The organism is Mesorhizobium sp. WSM4848 (genome assembly GCF_055811375.1).
On record NZ_JBVVPX010000037.1, the window covers coordinates 39226 to 62412 of the forward strand.

A 23187-nucleotide genomic window follows, 5' to 3' on the forward strand; every position below is an offset into this window, starting at 1 on the left:
AACCTGCTGTCACTGGTCACTTGTTCAAAGACATGCGCGTCTGCTTTTGAGGGCACCGGCGCTGGCCGCCCGACAGTAGCTGAATAGCCCGGCTCGTGATACGCACGCAGGACGTTCAACGCCGTCTTTATATCATCGTTTTTCGGAAAGAAAGTATCGAGGTGATCGAGCAGGAATTGGTGATTTTTTAGATCAGTCGCTTGGCCGCGAGCGCCGAGATCATTTGCCAATTGGCGAAGTGAATACGTGTATTTTCGGACCGTGCTCTCGCTATATTTTTGCTGAACCGCAGCGTGAGTGATCGCCCGATCAATAAGGTCCCGGTGTTCGTCGGACAGATGGGGATAGCGGGTAGCACGGGCGCCAGGTGACGCGGGCTCCGCATCGCGAACCCGTTGCAACGCGAAGATGAGATTGCGTTTGTCTGGAAACAACGTCTCGGCGAATTCGATCCGCGAATCATGACCCAGCCCAGAGATCGTCAGGCCCCGACTCTCAAGCGCCTTAGAAAATCTACGAAGACTACGACCGTACTCAGCACGGCTGCTTGGGGCCAACCTGCTGTCACTGGTCACTTGTTCAAAGACATGCGCGTCTGCTTTTGAGGGCACCGGCGCTGGCCGCCCGACAGTCGCTGAATAGCCCGGCTCATGATACGCACGCAGGACGTTCAACGCCCTCTTTATGCCGTCGTTTTTCGGAAAGAAAGCATCGACGTGATCGACCAGGGACTGGTGATTTTTTAGATCAGTCGCTTGGCCATGAGCGCCGAGATCATTCGCCAATTGGCGAAGTGAATACGTGTATTTTCGGACGGTGCTCTCGCTAAATTTTTTCTGAACCGCAGCGTGAGCGATCGCCTTATCAATAAGGTCCCGGTGTTCGCCGGAGAGATGGGGATAGCGGGTAGCACGGGCGCCACTCGCGACAGGAGCCGGATCGGCTCGGCGCGGCTGGGCCACGTGCTGCTCAAAACTCACTTGCCGGGCCTGGCCCGCATCCGGCAAGGGGCCATGGCGGAAAGAGAGCATCGCCTCTGGGACGCGTTGAGTCCCATGGGAGAAGCCTTTGGGGACGGCGAATGAAACGTTTATAGAGTCCTCGATCGCAGCGGGGGGCTTCTCAGACCTTGCGGAGGGCGCGGCCTCCGCATGCGGCCTTCCGATGTGTTCGGACCTTGTCCCTTGAACGGGTACCCCCTCCAATGGCATCAGCGGCTGCTGAATGGCGGCGGCTTGCGGCGTATTCAGGGCCCTCTGCCTCTCCGCTGGCCGCAACAGCGCTGTGGAATGTTCATTGTTGATGATGACCCGCTCGGGTGGCAGGTGGTTGCCCTGGTCAAGCGCATCCGGCGAGGGCCGGATCTGCTGTTGGCTGGCAGCTAACGTTGGCGGGGCGGCGGCCTCAATGTGCCCAGAGCCGGTCGCTGCGAAAGCGTCGGCCACGAAGCTGTTGTGGTCACCCGGTCCAGCGGGCAGCCCTGGGTCGCTGAAAAAAGACGAGGCGGCTTGATCTTCCTGCCGTCCCTGAAGCACTTCGCGGAATCCCTGTTCCAGTCGCAGAAGCTCCTCTCGACTGGTTGGCGACTCATCAGCTTGATCGAACAGCCTCCGGGTCTCGGCAAGGTACTGCTCAGCGCCCACTTGCCGGGCCTGGACCGCTGGCCCCTCTTCCAAGCCGGCGTCCTGCACCTGCGACAAAGCTGCTACCCGGGATGGGTTACTATTTCGCGGGTTCATACTAGCCTCACATCAAACTGTATCGTCAAAGTTCTGCGCCAATCCGCGCAGCTGCTCATCGGGTTGAGATTCTGCCAAAAGCCCCTCGTCTGCTTCCATCAAGGGTGCCGGCTCCGGGATGGCGCCTGTCTGGCTTTCGAAGATGCGTTTAAGGATGCGGTCCGAAAAATATCGCACCTTCCTCAATTGCAATGGTGGCAGGCCTTTGATGAGAACAATCTCGTAGTCTTCATCGAGCAGCCGAACCTGTTCGGGACGCAACAGCGGTGCACCTTGATGCGAAATCTGAATGTTCCAATCGAACGTTCGGAAATGGCAAGGCCGTGAACGGAATTCGGGGAGAAGGCGTCACTTACCATGGCCGAGACCTCAACGGCCGGAGCGATCTCTGCTTCTGGAGGCAGCCATTAGATCCTCGCGGGCGTGATTGTAGGCGTGGCTTATGGACTGCCCGACTTGACCACCCCGCCGCAGCTGTTCATAGGAGATTTGTGCACCTGTCGCACGGACTTCAGCCGCAAGACCTGCTATGTGGCCGTCCAGATTCACATTCCGTTCCTCTGCTGCATGCTGCGGCGGAGGCATGTGCGGCAAGATATCTTGCATGCCGGGAACTGCGTGAGCTTGGGCCTGTTGATTTGCGTCGAACTGGTGATACGCCGCCAATTCCGGCGGCTCGACAGGAGGCCGGGGCAGCGAGTCCAGTTGGTTGGCGGCCACCAGAACTGATCCCACTGCGTCTTGGTGCGTGCGCGAGGAAGGATCCATTCCGTAGGCTTCCTGAATCATCAGTGATGCGATTTCCCTTTGTTGGCCTTCAGGAATACGGGACAATGCGTTGCGTACACTATCGGCGAACTCGGGTGAGATCACCTGTACTTCTGCATATTTCTCCCACGATACGGGTGCGTTTTGCTTGCGGCGCAAATCGTTGGCAGTTTGTTCATTTGCGTCCGGATGCACGAACGGAATTAACCCCTCAACACGGTTTTTCAGGAATTCGGCGGTGCTTTTGTCCATCGACCAATGACCTTCCTTGACCGGCACTCCGCTCCATACGCTGTCCTTCAACCGAACAGCGGGACCGTTGGCCCAGGCATCCATAACCACGGTCGACCTCGGGTCGCGGCTTCCGCGCCGCAGTTCGTTCCAAATGTGACCCGTCTTGACTGGGATCTCATCACCTTGGTCGTTTATCTCTTTCATTGACACGGAAGCACTAGAGGTCATACTCCGCTCGTCGGCCGCCATGTGTGGGGCGTGGACGATAGCGGAAAGGGGAGCGGTCTGATTGCAGCACGCCGCTCCCATGACTACGGCCACTGCAACCTTAATGTTGTGGTCTGCTCCCATCATTGCAACCGACGATCCGATGCCGTTGTGGCCGTGAGAGGGAATGTCGTCCACCTTAACGTTTCCCCGCCCATGCTTGAGCAGCAGGCGAACGTCGTGAACTGTTTGCCCCGCTGTCGCGAGTCTTATCGGGCTGGTGACGTCGTCACCGACGACACACGCTCCCATATGATAGGCGGCCTGCTGGATCTGATGTGGCTCCAGAGGCGCATCTCCGCCCCGTCGCAACCTGTCGGCAGGCGTGCCCAGGGAGACCCTCAGCGCTGCCGTGGATTCTCGCGGCGACTCTTCCGCATGTCGAGTCGATCCGGAGGATTTGGAGATGCAAATTCCCATAGCCGTTCACCTGTAGTGGAGTCTCTGATCGCCGAGGGACGGGATACGCGAGACTGGCGCTTAACCGTCAGTGTCATCTGGATGAGCTTCCATCAAGGGTGCCGGCTCCGGGAGGGCGCCTGTCTGGCTTTCGAAGATGCGTTTAAGGATGCGGTCCGAAAAATATCGCACCTTCCTCAATTGCAATGGTGGCAGGCCTTTGATGAGAACAATCTCGTAGTCTTCATCGAGCAGCCGAACCTGTTCGGGACGCAACAGCGGTGCACCTTGATGCGAATTCTGAATGTTCCAATCGAACGTTCGCGCCTGGCTGTAGGAAATCGACTTGGCTTCAAACGTGTATTCACCGATGGCTTTGGAAATGTAGGTTGGAGTCTCGTCATCGGCAGTGGCCATGAACACTTGCAGGCCGGTATTGCTCAGAAAATTCTGCTTGCCAGCCTCTCCATAAGCCCCCGTCAGTGCCGAAAGGCTTTGGATGATGAGCATGAAACGCCCCTTGTAGCCCGCGATAGTCGTAATTGCGGTCTCGATCGCCTCCAGCTTACCCAAGTGCTTGAACTCGTCGAGCAGAAAGAGAACCTCGTTCTTTTCATCTTGGCGGGGCAGCGACCGCTGTAGAATTGAAACGATTTGCTGAAAGAACAGGCGTATCAAAGGCGCGACCACCTCAAGATCGTTCGGACCAACGCAAAGATAGATGCACGTTTTGCGACGGCGAAGATCGTACACCGAAAAATCTGAGCGACTTGTCGCCGCCTTTACAGCGGGATCCGCCCACAGATTGAGCCCGCCATCGCCGAGCACGGACGTGTAGGAGGTCAGGATTTTCGTGTCGTTCCCCGCCATGTCGTCGAAGATGCGTTGTGCCTCTTTGTTCCGGGTCTCCATGGCGAGTCGCGCGAAGAGCTTAAACTTCTCCCCCGGCTGGGCGAAGAGGTCATAGACGGCGCCGATTGTTGGCGTGCCCCGCTCGATGCAGGCGAGGATGCCCGCGACAAAGAGATCTCGCGCGCCGCTGACGAAACCTTCCGCGCCCTCCCCCTTGGCCGTGATCAGGTTTGCGGCCAAGCGGCGGGCTTCGGTGAATTGCAGCTGTGGAGGCAGCGCTATAAGATCCAACAGCGGATTGTAGCAGTTGGTGCGCCGCTCCGAATCCAGCGGCGCGAATTTGAACACGTTGTCGCCTGCGGCTTTGCGCGCCCTCGAGGTAAGCTCAAAGAGCTCCCCCTTGACGTCGAGAGCTATCACCGAGCCTTTGAATGTAAGGAGCGTTGGAATGACTATGCCGACGCCCTTGCCGGCGCGGGTCGGTGCAACGATGAGGCTGTGAGGCTGCTCGCCATTGGTCAGGTAGTAGCCAGGCCAGAAAGGGCCACTCGTCTTCCCAAATACCGGCCCTGTCACGCTACGGTATCGTCGCAGATATCCGGTGCGTCGCATTTCATCCACTCGCGCCCAGCGCGCCGTCCCGTGATGTTCGAGTTTGCGCCGCAATACGATCTGCTGAATCAGTAAGACGACCGCCGACGTGGCGAGCACGATAGCTACGCCCCGATAGAAGACGGGAGTTGCGAAACCCAGATAGAACGGCGTCTCGAACCAAAAGGCACGGATGTCAAACGTCATCAAAGCCTCGCCGCTCCCCCCATGGCGAAACGTTGCGTACAGACTTGCCGCGCAGAAGCCCAAGGCGAGTGAGCACGCGATGCTAATGGCTATGTTGGGGGGCGTCGTTTTTGTTGAAGACATTGTTCCATTGCCGGATTAGCCATAGCTAATGCTGCGCTTGCTTCAGACACCGGAGCGACGTCGCGCGATGTCGCCGCTCCAAAGATCGATGCCGGAGCGGGTGGTGCGATGCTTGCATTGCACCACCCGGCAGACGTGATTCTGAAAGTTACCCTAAGGCAGGTACATCCACGGCCAGCGCATTGGAAATGGCAAGGCCGAACAGAATTCGGGGAGAAGGCGTCACTACCATGCCCGAGACCTCAACGGCCGGAGCGATCTCTGCTTCTGGAGGCAGCCATCAGATCCTCGCGGGCGTGATTATAGGCGTGACTTAGGGACTGCCCGATTTCACCACCCCGCCGCAGCTGTTGATGGGAGGTTGGCGGGCCTACTGTATCACGGACTGAAGCTGCAATATCTGCTATGTGGCCGTCCAAATTCGCATTCCGTTCCTCCGCTGCATGTTGCGGCGGAGGCATGTTCTGCAACAGGCCATGCAGGTGGGGAAGTGAGTTAGCTTGCGCTTGTTGATTTGCGTCTAACTGGTGATACACGGCGACAATAGCATTTTGGGCGGTCGCCTTGACCATTTGGTGCTGATGAGGATCAGCAGCCAATTCAATCGCCTGGTCAAAAATGCGAGATTTATTTTCATCATTAAACTTACTGAAGTTTTGCGACACAAACATGACCCCTAGAGCTTTCTCCATTGGATCCATGTCGCTAATGCGATTAATAAGAGCAGTCTGCTTCTGGGGTCCCAGAAAATGGGCTACATTACTAGCCGCATGGACTTGGAACAATGCTACATCAGCCGAGTTGAACCCCAATCCGGCCGTCAATCTGTCGGCCAGAACGTTGGCTGATCCTCCGAGCTGGTTGTTGCGCCTATCAAATCTGCTGAGGTCAGATTCTTGCCCGGGTGCCATGTCCTGAACGGCACGTCGCATTTGCCTCTCGGCGGATTTGAAGCTCCCAAGATCGCGTGCTGTGTCGCGCGGATTAGCGGTTACTAGCCGTTCTGCAATATTGGTCAGTGGCCCGCCCGGAAGGCCATCGTGGTTGCGCCGTTCGGCCCTCCTCCCCTCGCGGGATGAACTTCCAGCTGCACGTTTGCTATCGCGATCCATTGCTCGGCCTCCAAGGCGTTTTTCCACCTCATGAGGTTACCACCGAAGCTTGATCTGCTAAACCAATATGGTGTTACACTTGTAGTCTTGCAGAGGCTTCTCCCAGCTCTCCGGGCAACGCCGAGAGCCCATCTATCCAAAGAAGTATGAAGTTGGCCTCAAAGACGATGCGTGTTTCGCAGCCCGACGGCACGAGTGGCACGCCGATGCCGCCTCTCGCCTACTGCTTCCGATCCTTCCAAGAGGCATGATATCGCGCGCAGCAGCTTTTCCTTTGAGCGCAGGCTTTCATGCTCGAGGTCTCGATGACCAGGGATCGCTTACTCCGGCTGATCAGCGCGGCCGAGCTGTCGTGTTGTCTGAAAAGGAAATCAGTCGCGACCTGATCGGCAATTTGCGCAGCACCGCGCCAATGCCATCGCTGTAGCGTGCCACGACCAAGGCATTCCTGCTGCAGGCCGGTGGCAATCTCCCGTCGCAGCCGGCGCCAGGCGAGGAGCAAAGGTGCGACGGGAAAGATCGCGCGGGCGGATAGCGCGGCAATGCCACCCCGTCCTCAACCGCCGCCTGTCGATGTGAATGCCGCGGTCGTCGCACCAGCCGCTGGCGAGCCAACCGCCGGCTGGGCGATCGCGACATCTTCAATCACATCGTGCCCGGGTTTTCTCAACGGGAGTCGCCTGGCGCCGCCATCTTGGAACGGGACGGTATATTCAGCACCAGCTCCGCAGCAACATGATCGGCTGCGATTGCCGCGCAGCTTTGCGCCCCTACCGCATTGATGCAGGCGCCATCGATATAACTCGCTCTGGCTGCAACATCCCCTCGTCTTCCGCGCCCGCGCTCACCACCCACATTTCTGCGCGGCCAAGGCAAACGATGCAGGCTAACTCCAGATCTCGAGTGGATCCGACCGCAATGATGTATTCTCAAGGAGCATGTGCACGTTTTGCCGATGCCCCGCGCCTCGTCGCCGAGTCGGCTCTGGCTTGCGAGGTCGCGACCGAAGATCTCAAGCCCTATGGCCAGCCAAGACGACAGTGTTGAACTTTGCAACAATGTCAGAGGTCCGACTGACTTGAGCGGCCCACAACCGTGTAGTTGAAAGCTTTCTCTTTGGCACGCTTGGTGCAAGCAGAGGTCCTCAAACGTTGCAGGGAAACCGCGATACACCGAGAGGGGATCCCAGGAAGAACATGACAGGCGTCACTTCGTCGGTCGCGCTGTCGAGTTTGTGTGGCTGCCAGAGATTGGAACAGGTGGACGCAGGCCTGACATCGGTAGACTTACAAAGCGGCATCTCACGTCCTGAGCGACCCGATGCCGAGAGCAACATGGACGCTCAGGTGGGAAAGTGAGACGCGGCTGTACAGGTTCCAATATATAATTTGACCACGACATATGGGACTCTGCAGCCAGACCCAAGGCACAGTGACCGAGATCTACCACGATCACTGCAACATCGACGTGATCTTCGGATCATCAGGACGGTTGAGGACACCAACTAAGATAGGAGCATCGAGAGCTGCGATGGGTATGCAGGCCTGCTTAGCGACCTTTGAAGGAGCCTATCACATCGAAGGCATCGTAGGCGGCCAGAGTTGCCTCTCGCCTGGGCCCGAGGCGCGCCTCAAACCATTGTGCGGGTCTTAGCCGCACTGCGCAATTTGGGAGATCACGCAGCAACGAAGCGGATCAGCTTGCTTCTGCTGAGCGCATTTCCGCTCGGAAGAGAGTGGTTCGATCCGGCACTGACCCTTGGGCGGGGGGCTTGGTTGAGCCGGTGCCGGACCGAACCGTCTTAGGCAACGCCGGCTATGTCGTGCGGTATTGTGGTAACTTCGTGCCCAAACTGCGGCGGTAATGTGTCGCAGATTCACCGATTCCAACACGCGCATTGCAAACGTGACTGGACGTTTTGGAAACCGCGCAGCGCTGCTGGGTTCGACGGGAGCGCGCACGTGTGCGGCCACTTTGGCTGTGAAATAGCCGCCCGATCAGCCGACGGATGCAGGAAGGGAAAACTCGCAATGTCGATTCTGCGGGGCGCCGGCGACTCACCAACTCACGCCAGCCGGCGTTGCGCGACCATCGAGCTCGACCATCTCCTTCGGAAGGGCTCCCAACAGAGGATGGGTGTATCAGGACATTCGCATCCGAAGCAGAAGTCATGCGCTTCGAGCGGGCTGATGCAAAGGCCCGGCGATTTTCTTGACCGGGCAAGGCCCTTCCGTCTGTCAGCGATGCCGGAATGGCGGAACAGTCGGGACTATGCATGTGAGGCGAGCCGGCCGGGTGTGGGGTCGGGCTATGGGCCGTTCGGGGAAACGGCATGAGCGGCAGAATTTCGCGGCGCCAGTTCCTTGCAGCGGCGGCTGGCACGGGGATCGCAGTCAAGATCGGGTGACCTGCCACCGGATTCTCATCCAGCCGCAATTAGAGCCTCGGCGGGTTTTACGCCGTATGGCGCGGGTTGAGCAACGGGCGATCGGCGGAGCTGGTCGGGGTTGCGCAGCCGATCGTCCGTTGCGGTGAGATTGGCGGCATAGGCCGCGGACGTGAGATATCCGAGCGCTGAATGTGGGCGTGATCGGTTGTAGTCGTCCCTCCATTCGGCAATCGTCGTGCGGGCATGGTCGAGGCCGAAGAACAGGGTCTCGTTCAAGAGTTCATCCCGCATACGCCCGTTGAAGCTCTCGCAGAAACCGTTCTGCATCGGCTTTCCCGGTGCGATGTAGTGCCATTCCACCTGGTGGTCCTTCGACCAGGCGAGCATGGCGTTCGAGGTGAATTCCGTGCCGTGATCGGAGACGAGCATGCCGGGCTTGCCGCGGCGGGCGATCAGGTCCGTCAGTTCGCGCGCCACACGCCGGCCCGAGATCGAGGTGTCGGGGATCGCCGCCAGGCACTCTCGCGTCACGTCGTCGACGACGTTGAGAATGCGGAAGCGCCTGCCACAGGCGAACTGGTCGTGGACAAAATCCAGCGACCAGCGCGCGTTCGGCTTCGCCTCAACCAGGATCGGCGCCCGGGTGCCGACCGCACGCCGTCGCGCACGCCGTTTGCGCACCGCCAGCCCTTCCTCGCGGTAGAGCCGATAAATGCGATTGATCCCCGCCGGCTCGCCATCCTGCCGCAGCAGGATGAACAGCCGCCGGTAGCCGAAGCGGCGACGTGCGTTGGCGAGATCACGCAGCCGGCCGCGCAACTCCGTCTCCGGCGGCCGCCGCGGCCGGTAGCGGATCATCTTGCGCTCGGCGCCGACAATGGAACAGGCCCGACGCTCCGACAGACCCAGCACGGTCTGCAGATGCGCGACGGCTTCGCGCTTGGCGGCGGGCCCTACCATTTTTTTGACAGGAGCTCGCGCAACGCCGAGGCTTCCAGCATCTGGTCGGCCAGAAGCTTCTTCAGCCTGGCGTTCTCCTCCTCCAGCGCCTTCAGCCGCTTGGCGTCGGAGACCTCCATGCCGCCATACTTCGCCTTCCAGTTATACAGCGTCGCCTCGGAGATCCCGTGCTTGCGGGCCACATCGCCCGCCTTCGCCCCCGCCTCGTGCTCGCGCAAAACCGCGATGATCTGCTCTTCCGTAAAGCGCTTTCTCTTCATCTGTCCGTCCTTCAATCAGGCCGGACTCTAATCAAAGCCGGAGGAAATTACCCGTGGCAGGTCACACTGAGTCCGATACAACTTGGTCTCCAAACGATCTGTGGCACCAAATTCAAGAGGCCGCAGATCCGTTTGACGGCATTCATAAGGCGCAACCGCCTGCGTTCCGGACGGCATGCTTTCCTTATCCTGGCTCAGTCACCCACCAACGGCCCCTGCGTGCTCGGTGACGTCCTCCTCACCGTCGCACTTTGGACAGAGGCCGAGCAGATCACTCTCGATGAGGGGCACAAGGTCGAATACCCATCCGACGAGATGGCCGCGATCCAGCGCGTTGAATTCGCCTCGCGCCGGCGAAAAACGAACGATTGGCGCATCTCCCTCCAGATCCCAAAAGACTCCGAGGACACCGCCGATCTGCGATTGGGAGGCGATCGGTCTGAAGCCGAGAAATAGCGACACACATTGCATTTTGAAAAACGTCTACCGGTTTGTGCCCCCGCCCGGCCCTACGTATGCGCAGCAATCGGACAATCTGCTGTGAGAATCCTGGCCAGGGGCGTGCATCCCAGGGAGGGATCTCAATGAGTATCGCTCAGACAGTTCGACCGGTTCATTTGCGACCGGCCCATCGTCTCGGGTCGTAGCGGCTCTCGCTACGGCCGCCGCGAGCGATACTGGCCTGAACGTTGGACCCGATACGCGCTCTGGAGCAGAGAAGTGAGCTCGATCGGACTTGGGACGTGCTGATGGGGCGTATATCCACTCAGCGCGACCGCCTTGTCCGCTCCCCACAATCCGACAGTGGAAATCAAGCTGCTCATTGGCCCAAGCTCGCTGCTGAGACTGCCTGGGGCATAAGGAATGCAGCTACATCTCTAATGACGTTCCCAAGATCACCCGGATCGAGAGCGACTTCTCCAACAAACGCGCGCCACTGTCGCTGCTTTTGCGCATCCTCGGCAAAGGCCGACGTCAGCGCATCGGGCAGGTCTTGAGGTATCGCCGTTCCGCGCCGCGCGAAGGTGGCGGCGATCGCTCGTGGCAACCTGTCGTCGTCGAAGGTGAAGGACCGGCTAAGAATCCAGATGTCGTAGAAGTCCTTCATCCTGCTATTCGCCCGCCCCAGCGCCACCATCGCCTGAAATTTCTCGGCAATGACGGTTTCCCGCGCATAAGCCCGCAGCCGGGGCATGGGAAAGTCGAGCATGGAAGGATAGTCCAGCTCTTCGGCACCAGGCTCCAGCGCATCGCCAAAGCCGATGTCGATCGTCAGGCTGACCCGGGCGCCGCTGATCGAGGCCGTCGTCCGCAGCCTGAGCCCACCATACTCCAGCTCCTCGCGAATGCGGTCGACCCGGAGTGCGTCAGCGTCGAACTCGACGCCATCGCTAGCGTCCTGCGCCAGGACCTCCCGAAACGTCGCCAGCATCGGCTCCGCGCTCGGATCGCCAAAACCCAGCAGGTCAAGGTCGCGGGTGCCGCGGTGCGGATCATCGAACCAGCTCATCATCAGCATCGCGCCCTTCAGCACGAAGCGGTCGGCGTGGGGTGACTGGCTAAGCCGGAAAAGCAGCCGCTCGAGGGCGAAGCGGGTCAGAACCAGATCGAGGGTCTGGCCACTTACCTTGGCGAGTTGCAGCAGACGTGCGCGCACTGAGGCGCCGATGTTCTTGATCTCTTTAGCCATTGGCAGTCAGCGCCTCGATATACGGCCGGATGACCGTGGCGACACCGCCACGCTCAGCCTGCCTGGCAATTTCGCCGGGCGTGGCCTTGCGCTGGCGAAGCGCTTCCTGGAGGCCCTCGATCGCCACCGACAGGCCGATCTTGTTGCGATATCGGAAACAGTCCGCGATTGTTTTGACAACCCCAAAGACCTTTACGGTCACGCCCTCGACAACATGAGTTTCGACGCTGTCGTTGAGCAGACTTTCGGTAAAACGCACGATGCGAATGGGTGTGCCGTCGGGTTTGGGAGCCCAGTCTTTCTGGCCGATGGCCAGCCATACCTGTCTCGGAAGCTGATCCGTCAGCTGGTGGAATGCCAGGGCTGACACAAGGCAGACAACGCCTTTGGGTACGCGCTTGGCAGCCTCGGCTAGGCTATGATTAGCCTCGAGCGGCGCATCGGAGAGCTGGTAGAGGCCGCGTGCGAGCCGGAGCACCTCCCCATCCCGTTCCATGCGACTCATCGTGGCCGCTGTTACGCCGGCGTTGCGCAGCTCCGCGAGACGCGCGATTCCGCGCAGTGTCAGAAGTGCGTGGGCGATTTGGCGCTGGGGAGCGGGCTCTGGCATTGATACGAAATCTCGGCACTAAGGGGTTACAGTCCGAGGGTTTGTATCACTTGTTGAGAATGAATGGAAGCCAATAAGCCGCATTGAGCCTTGCGCCGCAGCCATGCTTTGAGCTCGCCGTGGACGGCGGCGACTTCGAGCAGGATATCGGTTTCCCTGGGATGTGGTCCATCGGGATAGAGATCAGAGCCATGGACAATGATGGATTTCATCCCCGTCGATGCTGAGCGTCCCTGCCCATCGCGCGGCGACCAGCGCATGAAGGCCTCGGCCGTTCGCCGCACCTTCGCAAGCCGGCCTTACCGCGCAGCCGCCATTGTGCCGGGGCGCATCCTGGCCGGTATGCACGTGTCGCAACAGATCCTTCAAAGAAAATCGCGGACTTTTAGCACTCTAAACCGCTGAGAATATGTACGTTGAGCCTATCCTTTGGGCCGCGGGTCGAGACCGTAGCGTATCGGAAACTATCTGCGATGCGGTCGGGCGTATTGACCTCGTCGGACGGCAAGATTGCCTCTGAAATTAGTGGGAGGACGCCAAATGGAGGAAGTCAATACAAGGAGTGCCGGCCGATGATGACACTGGTCAGGCGCCTAAAGGCCGCGGCTCATCTTGATCGACTTCGAATCCTGGGACTTTGTGCGCATGCGGACCTAACCGTCTGCGAGCTCGCAGAACTTCTGAGTCTGTCTCGCGAGCACGTGGTCGCACACGTCCGCCAGCTCGCCAGAGCCGGCTTTCTTCTCGGCAACGAACAGCGTCCCTGGCCTTCGTACCACCTCGAAGCAGGAGACGCGGACGGCGGCTTGGTTCAATTGTTGGTTGATCTCCTGCCCCACGGCGATGGCCATCACAGACAAGACCTACAGCGCCTGGAGGCGATACAGGGCGCGCGGTCCAAGGTGACCGCCTGGTTGTCCTGAAACTTAGTCCCAATGGAGCGCGAAGCTGATATGGACAATTCGACTGGCGGCGCCATCGCGGAGCTTGACACTTGCGAGTGGCCTCACCTGGCTGTCGCAGATTCTCGCGTTCACGAGCTGCTTTTAAGACAGGAGCGCCAGGAGCGGACGACCCTCAAACTTATCGCCTCCGAGAACTTCGCGTCCTCCGCGGTGCTGGAAGCGACCGGGTCTATTTTCACCAACAAGTATGCCGAGGGATATCCCGGCGCGCGCTACTACGCCGGAAACGAGATTGTCGATGAGCTTGAGAATCTCGCCATCGAGCGATTGAAGGCGCTGTTCGGCTATGAACACGCCAACGTGCAGCCTTATTCAGGCTCGCCGGCCAATCAGGCTGTCTGTCGAGCGCTGTTGTGTCCGGGAGACAAGATGATGGGCTTGACCCTCCCCGGCGGGGGGCATCTGACGCACGGTTGGGCCGTCAACTTCTCGGGCACTGACTATCAGCGAGTTCCGTACGGGCTGCACGAAAAGACGCAGCAGATCGACCATGACCGCTTGCGCGAGACGGCCAAACGCGAACGACCGAAGCTCATTTGGGTCGGCGGAACTGCTTATCCGCGCATTTTTGACTATGAGGCAATGGCCGACATTGCTTCGGAGGTGAACTCCTATCTGGTAGCCGACATCGCCCACATCAGCGGCCTCATTGTCGCAGGAGTGCATCCGAATCCCGTTGGCCATTGCGATGTTGTCACCAGCACCTCTCACAAATCGATCCGCGGCCCCCGCGGTGGCTTCATCTTGTCAAGGAATGAAGACCGCTATCAGGCGCTCTACCATTCCAAGAGCAAACACAATCTGGCCAAACGCATAGACCGTGCCGTGTTCCCTCTCCTCCAGGGCGGACCGCACATGAATACGATTGCCGCGCTAGCTGTCGCTCTGCACGAAGCAGGGAATGCATCCTTCCGTGTGTACGGTCAGCAGATCGTCAACAACGCCAAGGCTCTGGCCCAGGCCCTTCTGGAGCGAGGTTATGAACTCGTCACGGGGGGCACTGACAATCACATGCTGATCCTTGATCTTAGGGGCCGGCCGCTGTCTGGGAAAGCCTATGCCGAGCGTCTGTCGCAAGCAGGTATCATTACGAATTTCAACATGGTGCCGGGCGACCGGCGCCATCCCGCGCTCACCAGCGGCATACGCTTAGGCACGCCAGCAGTGACGTCTGTGGGCATGCGCGAAGCGGAAATGGTGCAGATTGCCGCTTTCATCGACCTGGTCTGTCGCCAGCCCGATGATTCGGACGTGCATGCCAGAGTGCGCAGAGACGTTGCCGACTTCTGCGCTGCGTTCGACGTGCCTGGCATCTCCGACAGGTAAGGCGGCCGGATCAACTGTCACATCAATTCCAACGTTTGAAGCGAGGACATTTCATGACCAGACAATTCGTGTTCTCTTCCGAATCCGTCGGCGCGGGACATCCCGACAAGATGGCCGACAATATCTCAGATGGCGTCCTCGATGCGATCCTTCGCAAGGATCCTAAGGCTCGTGTCGCTTGTGAAGCGTTGGTGAAGTCAGGGATGGTCGTTCTGGCTGGCGAGATCACCAGTCCCGCGCATATCGACTACAGCCAAGTTGCCCGCGATATCATTTTGGACATTGGATATGACGACGATGCGATCGGCTTTGACGGCCGGCGTTGCGCCCTGATCTTGGCCTTGACCGAGCAGTCGCCTGACATCAGCCAGGGCGTCGACGAGGGACGAGGGCAGGATCTCGAGCAGGGAGCGGGGGATCAGGGCCTCATGTTCGGGTACGCGTGCAACGAGACCGAAACGTTGATGCCGTTGCCAATCCAACTTGCTCACGATTTGATAAAAAAACAGGCAGAGGTGCGCCAAACCGGACGCCTTGGCTGGCTTCGCCCGGACGTTAAATCTCAAGTTTCCGTCCGGTATGAGGGTTTGCGCCCGGTAGCGCTTGATACCATAGTCCTGTCGACGCAGCATGACGAGGAGGTCTCACAAGCCACGGTGCGCGAAGGCGTCATTGAGGAGATCATAAGGCCGGTCTTGCCTCACGACGATCTGGATACGACGAGGATAAGGTTCCTGGTCAATCCAACAGGCCGGTTCGTGGTCGGTGGGCCGCGCGGCGATTGCGGGCTTACCGGCCGCAAGATCATCGTCGATTCCTACGGCGGCATGGGGCGTCACGGCGGCGGTGCCTTTTCGGGCAAGGACCCGTCCAAGGTTGATCGGTCGGCCGCCTATGCGGCGCGGTACGTCGCAAAAAACGTCGTTGCCAGCGGACTTGCGGAGGTGTGCGAGGTTCAGCTTGCTTATGCGATCGGTGTGGCCGCGCCGGTCTCTGTCCTCGTCAATACATTCGGAACCGCAAAGATTGATGAAAAAAGAATCGAGCGCGCCGTCCTTGAGCTTTTCGATCTCCGACCGAAAGGCATCATCAAGGCGCTTGATCTCTTACGGCCGATTTACCGCAAGACCGCGACATACGGACACTTCGGCCGCGAAGAGCCGGAGTTCACCTGGGAAAAGACGGACAGAGCTGACGACCTGTTGCGTGAGGCAGGACCGGCAGCTGCGTGATGCACGGGTATTGGATACGTCGGCATAGGGCGACCCATTCCACACTCGCCAAAACAGGCCGGCCCCGGCGTGGCAAGAAGCCGGCTCGGGTTTTTGGCGGAGATTTTGATGTCGGATTATGACGTGCTTTGCATCGGCAATGCCATTGTCGACATCATCGCCCAGTGCGACGAGGAATTTCTCGAGACCAACGGCATCATCAAGGGCGCGATGAACCTCATCGACACACAACGCGCCGAACTGCTCTACAGCCGCATGGGCCCGGCGATCGAGGCCTCTGGCGGCAGCGCCGGCAACACGGCAGCGGGCGTCGCTAGCTTCGGCGGTCGCGCCGCCTTCTTCGGCAAGGTCTCGAACGACACGCTCGGCGAAATTTACGCCCACGACATCCATGCGCAGGGCGTCGCCTTCGACACCAGGCCGCTCAAGGGCAACCCGCCGACGGCGCGCTCGATGATCTTCGTCACTCCCGACGGCGAGCGCTCGATGAACACCTATCTCGGCGCCTGCGTCGAGCTCGGGCCGGAGGATGTCGAGGCCGACAAGGCCTCTGGCGCCAAGGTCACCTATTTCGAAGGCTATCTGTGGGACCCGCCGCGCGCCAAGGAAGCGATCCGGCAGACGGCGAAGCTGGCGCACGCGGCAGGCCGCGAAGTCTCCATGACATTGTCGGATTCGTTCTGCGTCGACCGCTACCGCGACGAATTCCTCGACCTGATGCGTTCGGGCATGGTCGACATCGTCTTTGCCAACAGCCACGAGATCAAGTCGCTCTACCAGACATCGTCATTCGACGAGGCGCTGGCGCAGATCCGCAAGGATTGCCGCATCGCCGCCGTGACCCGCTCTGAAAAAGGTTCGATAATCGTGCGCGGCGGCGAAACGGTGGTGATCAAGGCGACCGCAATCAAGGAACTGGTCGACACGACAGGCGCCGGCGATCTCTATGCCGCCGGCTTCCTGCATGGCTACACGCAAGGCCGCGACCTGCAGACCTGCGGCGACCTTGGCTCACTGGCGGCCGGATTGGTGATCCAGCAGATCGGCCCCAGGCCGCGGCAGAATTTGCGCCGCGAGGCTGAGCAGGCGGGATTGTTGTAGGGCGGTGTTTCAGCGAGGTGCTGCCAGCGCCCTTTGTGAGGCTGTCCAGACAAGCGCGTACACATTGAAATGTCGCGTGCCCGTCCGTGAAGGATGGCGGTTTTCTCCAAATTTCAATTTTGCAGGCTCAGGAACGTTGTCGCACTTCGGCCAGTACTGCCGCCGATCATGATGGCCAAAACGTGTTTTTGACGAAGTCGTTTTTGAGCCGGGATCGTGTCACCGGCAGATTGCCCGAGCGGCGAGGCACAATCCCGGAGAGTGGCGCAAATGGCTCAGCTCTACCCGCGACCTGCGACTTGGGAACACGCCGCAGGTGAACGGTTCACATAAACACATAAACATTTCTTTATACCGCATTGACCACAAAGCGGGCTGCTGCGATTGTCCGCGTGTCGTGGTTCTCCGCAAGGCGTTGCCGTAGCGGAGCTAAGAGGGAAGCCGGTGCAATGCCGGCGCTGCCCCCGCAACTGTAAGCGGCGAGCCAAACCCATCAATGTCACTGGGGCGAACTGCCCCGGGAAGACGGGGCAGAGGCTGTGACCCGCGAGCCAGGAGACCTGCCACGGTAAACAACGTCCACGGGCGGGGTGTCTGGTGGCCGCGGCAGCTCGGCGTTTATGCCGGCCTGCTAGCGCCTTCCTTGTCCCCGCCGCAACCATCGGGGTATGGAATGAATGTCTCCCAGCAAGTTCCCATAGCAACGCTTGGCATGCCGCGTATCGGTCGCCGGCGAGAACTGAAATTCGCGCTCGAAAGCTACTGGTCCGGAAAATCTTCTGCTGCCAACCTTCTGTCGACGGCGAAGGCACTCCGTGCCGCCAGCTGGAGCGAGCAGCACGACCGCGGCGTGTCGAAAATCCCGTCGAACGATTTCTCACTTTATGACCATGTGCTCGACACCGCAGCAATGGTCGGCGCCGTGCCATCCCGTTACGGCTGGACGGGCGGCGAGGTCCCGCTCGACATCTATTTCGCGATGGCGCGCGGGACGCAAGGCGATACTGCGGGTTGCGTTCACGCCAGTCACGGGCATGCAGTTCAGGGCCAGCGCGTAACCGCGATGGAAATGACCAAATGGTTCGACACGAACTACCACTACATCGTGCCGGAGCTGGGCGACGATCAGACATTCGCCCTCTCGTCGACGAAACCAGTCGATCACTTTCTGGAGGCAAAAGAGCTCGGCATCCATACACGCCCGGTCATCCTTGGACCGGTCACCTTCCTCAAGCTGGCGAAGTCTCCCGACCAGTGTTTCAATCCCATTGCGCTCCTGCCGCGGCTGCTGCCCGTCTACGAGCAACTCCTGCGGAGGCTGGAGCTCTCGGGGGCCGACTGGGTGCAGATTGATGAGCCGGCGCTTGTGCTCGACCTTAGCCCGAACGAACGAGCTGCCTTCGAATTCACCTACGGCCAGCTGTCGAAAGCCGCGCCCAAGTTGAAAATTATGCTGGCTACCTATTTCGGGCCGCTGGGAGACAATCTCGAGACCGCGCTTTCGCTGGGCCTGGCGGGCCTGCATCTCGACCTCGTGCGCGCTCCCGAGCAGTTGGAGACGGTTGGTCAGCTCGCACCGAAGGATCTGGTGCTCTCACTTGGCCTGATCGACGGCCGCAACGTCTTGCGCGCGAACCTGACTGCCATTCTCGACCGCATAAAGCCGGTCGTTGCCGGTTGGCCGCTGGACCGCGTCGAAATTGCGCCTTCCTGCTCGATGCTTCATGTGCCGATGGACCTGCGGATGGAGACCGCGCTTGATGTAGACGTCCGTTCGTGGCTGGCATTCGCCGCCCAGAAGACTGAAGAGCTGCTCGTGCTGGCCCAAGCCTTGTCCGAAGGCAGGGAGGCCGTAGCAGGCGCGCTGAAGGCTTCTGAAGAGGCGGCCGCCGCGCGCGCAATGTCGACAAAGGTCCATGATCCGCTCGTCCACGGGCGCGTTAGCAGCATTGACGGCGCCATGAAGCAACGAAAGAGCGCATTTGCCAAGCGCTCGAGAGTCCAGGCTGACACGCTCGCCCTGCCGCCGTTCCCGACGACGACCATCGGGTCCTTCCCGCAACGCCCGAGGTGCGCAGGGCGCGCTCCGCCCATGCGAAGGGCCGGCTGAGCTATATCGACTACCAGGCCTTCCTGAAGAAGGAGACCGAGGCGGCGGTCCGTTGGCAGGAGGAGATCGGGTTGGACGTGCTGGTACATGGCGAGTTTGAACGCAACGACATGGTGCAGCATTTCGGCGAGCAGTTGTCCGGCCTCGCCTTCACCCAGCATGGCTGGGTGCAAAGTTACGGCTCCCGGCTCGTGCGCCCTCCCATCATCTTCGGCGACGTCTCGCGGCCCAATCCGATGACGGTCTTCTGGTGGCAATTTGCCCAGTCGCTGACGAAAAAGCCGGTGAAGGGCATGCTCACTGGCCCAGTGACGGTTCTTAACTGGTCTTTTGTTCGCGACGACGTACTCCGCGCCGAGGCATGCCGCCAGATCGCACTCGCCATCCGTGATGAAGTGGCCGACCTCGAAAGAGCTGACGCAAGGGTGATCCAGATCGATGAGGCCGCGTTTCGCGAAGGCTTGCCCCTGCGGAAGTCCGATTGGAAACATTATCTCGGCTGGGCTGTCGAATGCTTCCGGCTCGCCTCGACGGGTGTAGAGGACGCGACCCAAATTCACACCCACATGTGTTATTCGGAGTTCAATGAGATCATCGACTCGATCGCTGAACTGGACGCGGACGTGATTTCAATCGAGACGTCGCGCTCCAAAATGGAACTGCTGGACGCCTTCACCAAGTCCAAATATCCGAACGAAATCGGTCCCGGCGTCTACGATATTCACTCACCGCGTGTCCCGGAGATCGGCGAGATTTTGCATCTCGCCCAACTTGCTCGCGAGCGACTGTCGGACGGCCAACTGTGGGTGAATCCGGACTGTGGCCTCAAAACAAGGAAATGGGAGGAGGTCCGCCCTGCCCTCATCAACATGGTCGCTGCAGCATGCGCATTGCGGGAGAAAGTGCAGGCGTAGGCCGCTGGGCCACTGTGACCGGCAAACATGTGGCGGGCTTCGCGGATAATTCAAACAAAGGACGACATCGAAAAGCCGCGCACAGGTCGGTGGACGCGTGCGAGTCCCCACCCTTGTCGTCCAGCCGAAGGTCCGCTCGACGGCCCAGCGGCGGGGCAGGATCTGGAAGCGCTTCCGGTCCGAAGGACGGATGATTTCGATCACGAAATGGGGGAAGGCGGCTTTGTCCATGAACTTCAGCCTCTCACACAGCCAGCGGTCAACAGACACTTCACCGAGGGGCGAACGCTTGCGGATGCCGCCTGTGCACCGGCACCATCGAGATATCGGCGGCGAGATCGACCATCGAGAGCATCGGTATCGAGGGAATGCATGTGGCGGACATCGACAAAATAGCCATACCGCCCAGCCGCAAGCTGCGACCATTCCTCATCGCTTGAATTGAAACTTGGCTGCGTCTGGCATGGCGATTGCTCCGCTTCTGCTGAGGTTCGCTGAAAACAGAGTTTTTCAAGCGCACGGGTCGCGGTGAAGTGTTGCGCGACACAAAGGCAGCCGCCAACATTACGATCGATCCAAGGATCTCAGGGTGTGCTTCCGAGCCTACCTTTCTGTTGTTTAGGCTACCGGAGGAGCGGCGAGGAGTAGAACCAACCAAGGTGTAAGGAGCATCTGATGTCGAACATGATGAAGGCGCTGGTCAAGGCCAAGGCCGAGCCGGGCATCTGGATGGAAGAGGTGCCGGTGCCGGAAATCGGCCCGAACGACGTTCTGATCAAGATCAAGAAGACCGCGATCTGCGGCACCGACGTCCACATCTACAATTGGGACCAGTGGGCGCAGAAGACCGTGCCGGTGCCGATGGTGACCGGCCACGAATTCGTCGGCACTGTCGCCGACTTCGGCGCCGCGGTCACCGAATACAAGGTCGGCCAGCGCGTGTCGGGCGAAGGCCACATCGTCTGCGGCCATTGCCGCAACTGCCGGGCGGGCAGGGGGCATCTGTGCCGCAACACGCTCGGCGTCGGCGTCAACCGGCCGGGCGCCTTCGGTGAATTTTTGGCGATCCCGCAGCACAACGTCGTGCCGATCCCCGACGACGTGCCCGACGAGATCGCCGCAATCTTCGATCCCCTGGGCAATGCGGTTCACACCGCACTGTCCTTTGATCTGGTCGGCGAGGACGTGCTGGTCACCGGCGCCGGGCCGATCGGCATCATGGCTGCGCTGGTGGCGCAGTGCGTCGGCGCGCGAAAAGTGGTCATCACCGACATCAACCCGGTGCGGCTGGCGCTGGCGAAAAAACTCGGCGTCCAGCATGTGGTCGACGCGTCGAAGGAAAAGCTGCGCGATGTCATGCCGGCGCTCGGCATGACCGAAGGTTTTGACGTCGGCCTCGAAATGTCGGGTGCGGCACCCGCCTTCCGCGACATGATCGACGCCATGAACAATGGCGGCAAGATCGCCATTCTCGGTATCGCCCCGACCGGCTTCGAGATCGACTGGAACAAGGTCATCTTCAAGATGCTGCATCTCAAGGGCATCTATGGCCGCGAGATGTTCGAAACCTGGTACAAGATGATCGCGCTGGTGCAGGGCCCCCTCGATGTCAGCGGCCTGATCACGCACCGCATCGGCATTGATGATTTTCAGGCCGGCTTCGATGCGACGAGGAGCGGCAGCTCGGGCAAGGTGGTGATGGACTGGCAGGGCGATTGGCCGATGTGACTTTGCGGAGGTACTGACGGGACGCCACCCTGGCTGCCGTCGATCTCCGCGCGAGGGGCATCGCTGTGCAAAAGCAGTGGCTCCTCCCCCGACGTGCGCCGCTCAATCGTCGGCGACGTATCGCGGCCAAATCGGCGACGCTCGTGGCAATTCGCCCAGATCGGGCAAGGAAATGCTCACAGGCCCGCCGCGATCGTCTGCTTTCCCACTGGCTAGGATCGAGGCCGAGGTGTTGTGGGCGTTTCAGTCGGTAAGATGGGATATGTGATCTCCGGTCGTTTTCCGGTCAGCGAATGAAGGAAGGCAACGATCCTATCGATTTCGATTTGCGTTAGCTGTTCGCCAAGCTGGGTGGTGCCCATGATAGCGACGGCCTCTCTCAGGTCCCAGACCTTGCCCGAATGAAAGTATGGCGCGGTGATTGCTACGTTGCGCAGCGGCGGCACGCGGAAAACATAGGAATCCTCTGGTACATTGGTGACGGCAAATCGTCCCTTGTCGTTCTCCGGCAGAACGTCGGCGCTAGGCCTCTCAACGAGGCCGAATGGATAATAGCCTTCACCACCAATATTGACACCGGAATGGCAGGACGAGCAGCCCTTTTCGATAAAAAGGGCCAGGCCCTGTTTCTCTTTGGGACCGATGGCGGTCTCATCGCCATTGAGGAAGGCGTCGAAGGGGGCCGGCGTGACCAGTGTCGTCTCATAGTCTGCGAGTGCATTGGCTACGTTTTCGAAGGTGATGGGATCGGCTTCATCCGGGAAAGCTGAATGGAACCACTCCACATATTGCGGCATCGATCTGAACGTCTCGACCACTCGATGCGATGTGTTGGCCATTTCGACACCGGCCTGTATCGGCCCTTTGGCCTGAGCTTTCAGGTCTTCGGCGCGACCGTCCCAGAACTGCGATTTGTTGAAGACAGAGTTAAACACCGTCGGCGCGTTGCGCTGCCCCTTCTGCCAACCATGGCCAATCGAAGTTTCATGATTGTCGTCGCCCCCGGTGGCCAGGTTGTGGCACGAGTTGCAGGAGAAAACGCCTGAGGACGAGAGGCGTGGATCGAAGAACAGTGCCTTGCCGAGGGCAATCTTCTCCGGCGTGCTCGGGTTGTTGGCGAGCGCCGGCGTGAATGGCAAGGGCTTGAAGGTGGCCAGTGCCGTTTCTCTGAGGTCTGGCGGAATGGACTGCGCAGCAAAAGCTGTGGCTGCCACAAGCACAACAGCCACCGCAGGCAATAGAATTTTCATAAATGGAGTCCTTACGATGTGCACGGAAACCATTCTCCACATGCGGCTTGCGAACGCCCTGCGCTAGATCAGCGGATCGAGGGAATCGTGCCTGCCGACCAAGCCAATCGAGCGGCGGAAACAGTAACTGCGGTGTATCCATCGCCCGACGGCGGATTCCATTGGTGGGCGCGCGCAATCGCTGTTTGTTCGCCTGAGGCTTTGGTCGGTTCGGTGGCCTATCGCCACATGCTGCCGCAACGCCAACCTGTTTCATACGCGCAAGGTTTTCTGCCCCCTGCGAGTGCACGGCTCATGGTGCTTTACAAGCTTTCTGCGTCTTCCTTTTGCAATTCAAACGGACGAGATCGGAACGGAAAG

15 protein-coding genes, 4 pseudogenes and 1 riboswitch are annotated in these 23187 nt (G+C 59.8%); of the genes and pseudogenes, 6 read left to right on the forward strand and 13 right to left on the reverse strand.

Annotated features, from left to right (window positions below; translation table 11 throughout):
* From AC0L16_RS27180 to AC0L16_RS27205, 6 genes and pseudogenes are all read right to left on the reverse strand, one after another.
* Window positions 1–1691: pseudogene (locus AC0L16_RS27180) on the reverse strand (Ulp1 family isopeptidase); the annotation flags it as partial.
* 60 nt (window positions 1692–1751) lie between these two features.
* Window positions 1752–2048: pseudogene (locus AC0L16_RS27185) on the reverse strand (type IV secretory system conjugative DNA transfer family protein); the annotation flags it as partial.
* A gap of 60 nt (window positions 2049–2108) precedes the next feature.
* Window positions 2109–3146 (reverse strand): type III secretion protein, encoded by a 1038-nt coding sequence (locus AC0L16_RS27190; protein WP_473624352.1) that lies wholly within the window; start codon window positions 3144–3146, stop codon window positions 2109–2111.
* A 342-nt stretch (window positions 3147–3488) separates the two neighbouring features.
* Window positions 3489–5180, reverse strand: a complete 1692-nt coding sequence (gene virD4 / locus AC0L16_RS27195; RefSeq protein ID WP_473624353.1) for a type IV secretion system ATPase VirD4 — start codon at window positions 5178–5180, stop codon at window positions 3489–3491.
* A gap of 242 nt (window positions 5181–5422) precedes the next feature.
* On the reverse strand, window positions 5423–6292 hold the full coding sequence (locus AC0L16_RS27200) for a hypothetical protein (protein WP_473624355.1): 870 nt from the start codon (window positions 6290–6292) through the stop codon (window positions 5423–5425).
* Between the two features lie 2422 nt (window positions 6293–8714).
* Window positions 8715–9901, reverse strand: a protein-coding gene (locus tag AC0L16_RS27205) for an IS3 family transposase (protein ID WP_473624357.1) whose coding sequence is annotated in 2 segments (ribosomal slippage) — window positions 8715–9649 and window positions 9649–9901 — 1188 coding nt in all. Because the reading frame shifts where the segments join, the coding sequence is not laid out codon by codon here.
* Between the two features lie 132 nt (window positions 9902–10033).
* Here AC0L16_RS27205 and AC0L16_RS27210 point away from each other — a divergent pair.
* Window positions 10034–10357 carry a hypothetical protein gene (locus AC0L16_RS27210; protein WP_473624359.1) on the forward strand — a complete coding sequence of 108 codons (324 nt, stop codon included), beginning with the start codon at window positions 10034–10036 and terminating at the stop codon, window positions 10355–10357.
* Window positions 10358–10721: 364 nt separating this feature from the next.
* Here the strand turns inward: AC0L16_RS27210 and AC0L16_RS27215 are convergent, their stop codons facing one another.
* From AC0L16_RS27215 to AC0L16_RS27230, 4 genes are all read right to left on the reverse strand, one after another.
* A complete protein-coding gene (locus tag AC0L16_RS27215; RefSeq protein ID WP_473624361.1) occupies window positions 10722–11591 on the reverse strand; it encodes a nucleotidyl transferase AbiEii/AbiGii toxin family protein in 870 nt (289 codons plus the stop codon).
* Entirely contained in the window at window positions 11584–12201 is a 618-nt protein-coding gene (locus AC0L16_RS27220; protein WP_473624362.1) for a type IV toxin-antitoxin system AbiEi family antitoxin domain-containing protein, read from the reverse strand. The genes AC0L16_RS27215 and AC0L16_RS27220 overlap by 8 nt, the downstream gene beginning before the upstream one ends.
* A 26-nt stretch (window positions 12202–12227) precedes the next feature.
* Complete coding sequence (locus tag AC0L16_RS27225) at window positions 12228–12461, reverse strand: hypothetical protein (RefSeq protein ID WP_473624364.1); 234 nt, start codon at window positions 12459–12461, stop codon at window positions 12228–12230.
* A gap of 393 nt (window positions 12462–12854) precedes the next feature.
* The gene (locus AC0L16_RS27230; RefSeq protein ID WP_473624366.1) at window positions 12855–13052 is read right to left on the reverse strand and encodes a hypothetical protein; all 198 of its coding nucleotides are present in this window, start codon (window positions 13050–13052) and stop codon (window positions 12855–12857) included.
* A gap of 102 nt (window positions 13053–13154) precedes the next feature.
* Here AC0L16_RS27230 and AC0L16_RS27235 point away from each other — a divergent pair, with 102 nt between their 5' ends.
* From AC0L16_RS27235 to metE, 4 genes and pseudogenes are all read left to right on the forward strand, one after another.
* The gene (locus tag AC0L16_RS27235) at window positions 13155–14492 is read left to right on the forward strand and encodes a serine hydroxymethyltransferase (protein WP_473624386.1); all 1338 of its coding nucleotides are present in this window, start codon (window positions 13155–13157) and stop codon (window positions 14490–14492) included.
* Window positions 14493–14545: 53 nt separating this feature from the next.
* On the forward strand, window positions 14546–15724 hold the full coding sequence (metK, locus tag AC0L16_RS27240) for a methionine adenosyltransferase (RefSeq protein WP_473624368.1): 1179 nt from the start codon (window positions 14546–14548) through the stop codon (window positions 15722–15724).
* A 108-nt stretch (window positions 15725–15832) separates the two neighbouring features.
* Window positions 15833–16825, forward strand: coding sequence for an adenosine kinase (locus tag AC0L16_RS27245; RefSeq protein WP_473624370.1), 993 nt, complete (start codon window positions 15833–15835; stop codon window positions 16823–16825).
* Window positions 16826–17206: 381 nt separating this feature from the next.
* A riboswitch (cobalamin riboswitch) is annotated at window positions 17207–17407 on the forward strand.
* A gap of 115 nt (window positions 17408–17522) precedes the next feature.
* Window positions 17523–19849: pseudogene (gene metE / locus AC0L16_RS27250) on the forward strand (5-methyltetrahydropteroyltriglutamate--homocysteine S-methyltransferase).
* Window positions 19850–19960: 111 nt separating this feature from the next.
* Here metE and AC0L16_RS27255 read toward each other — a convergent pair.
* Together AC0L16_RS27255 and AC0L16_RS27260 are read right to left on the reverse strand one after the other, a co-directional pair.
* A pseudogene (locus AC0L16_RS27255) lies at window positions 19961–20050 on the reverse strand (IS5/IS1182 family transposase); the annotation flags it as partial.
* Window positions 20051–20120: 70 nt separating this feature from the next.
* Complete coding sequence (locus AC0L16_RS27260; protein WP_473624372.1) at window positions 20121–20414, reverse strand: hypothetical protein; 294 nt, start codon at window positions 20412–20414, stop codon at window positions 20121–20123.
* Window positions 20415–20524: 110 nt separating this feature from the next.
* On the opposite strand from AC0L16_RS27260, the gene tdh reads away from it, so the two are divergent.
* Window positions 20525–21577 (forward strand): L-threonine 3-dehydrogenase, encoded by a 1053-nt coding sequence (gene tdh / locus AC0L16_RS27265; RefSeq protein WP_473624374.1) that lies wholly within the window; start codon window positions 20525–20527, stop codon window positions 21575–21577.
* Between the two features lie 212 nt (window positions 21578–21789).
* Here tdh and AC0L16_RS27270 read toward each other — a convergent pair whose 3' ends face one another.
* A complete protein-coding gene (locus AC0L16_RS27270) occupies window positions 21790–22827 on the reverse strand; it encodes a cytochrome-c peroxidase (protein ID WP_473624376.1) in 1038 nt (345 codons plus the stop codon).
* Window positions 22828–23187 lie beyond the last annotated feature (360 nt).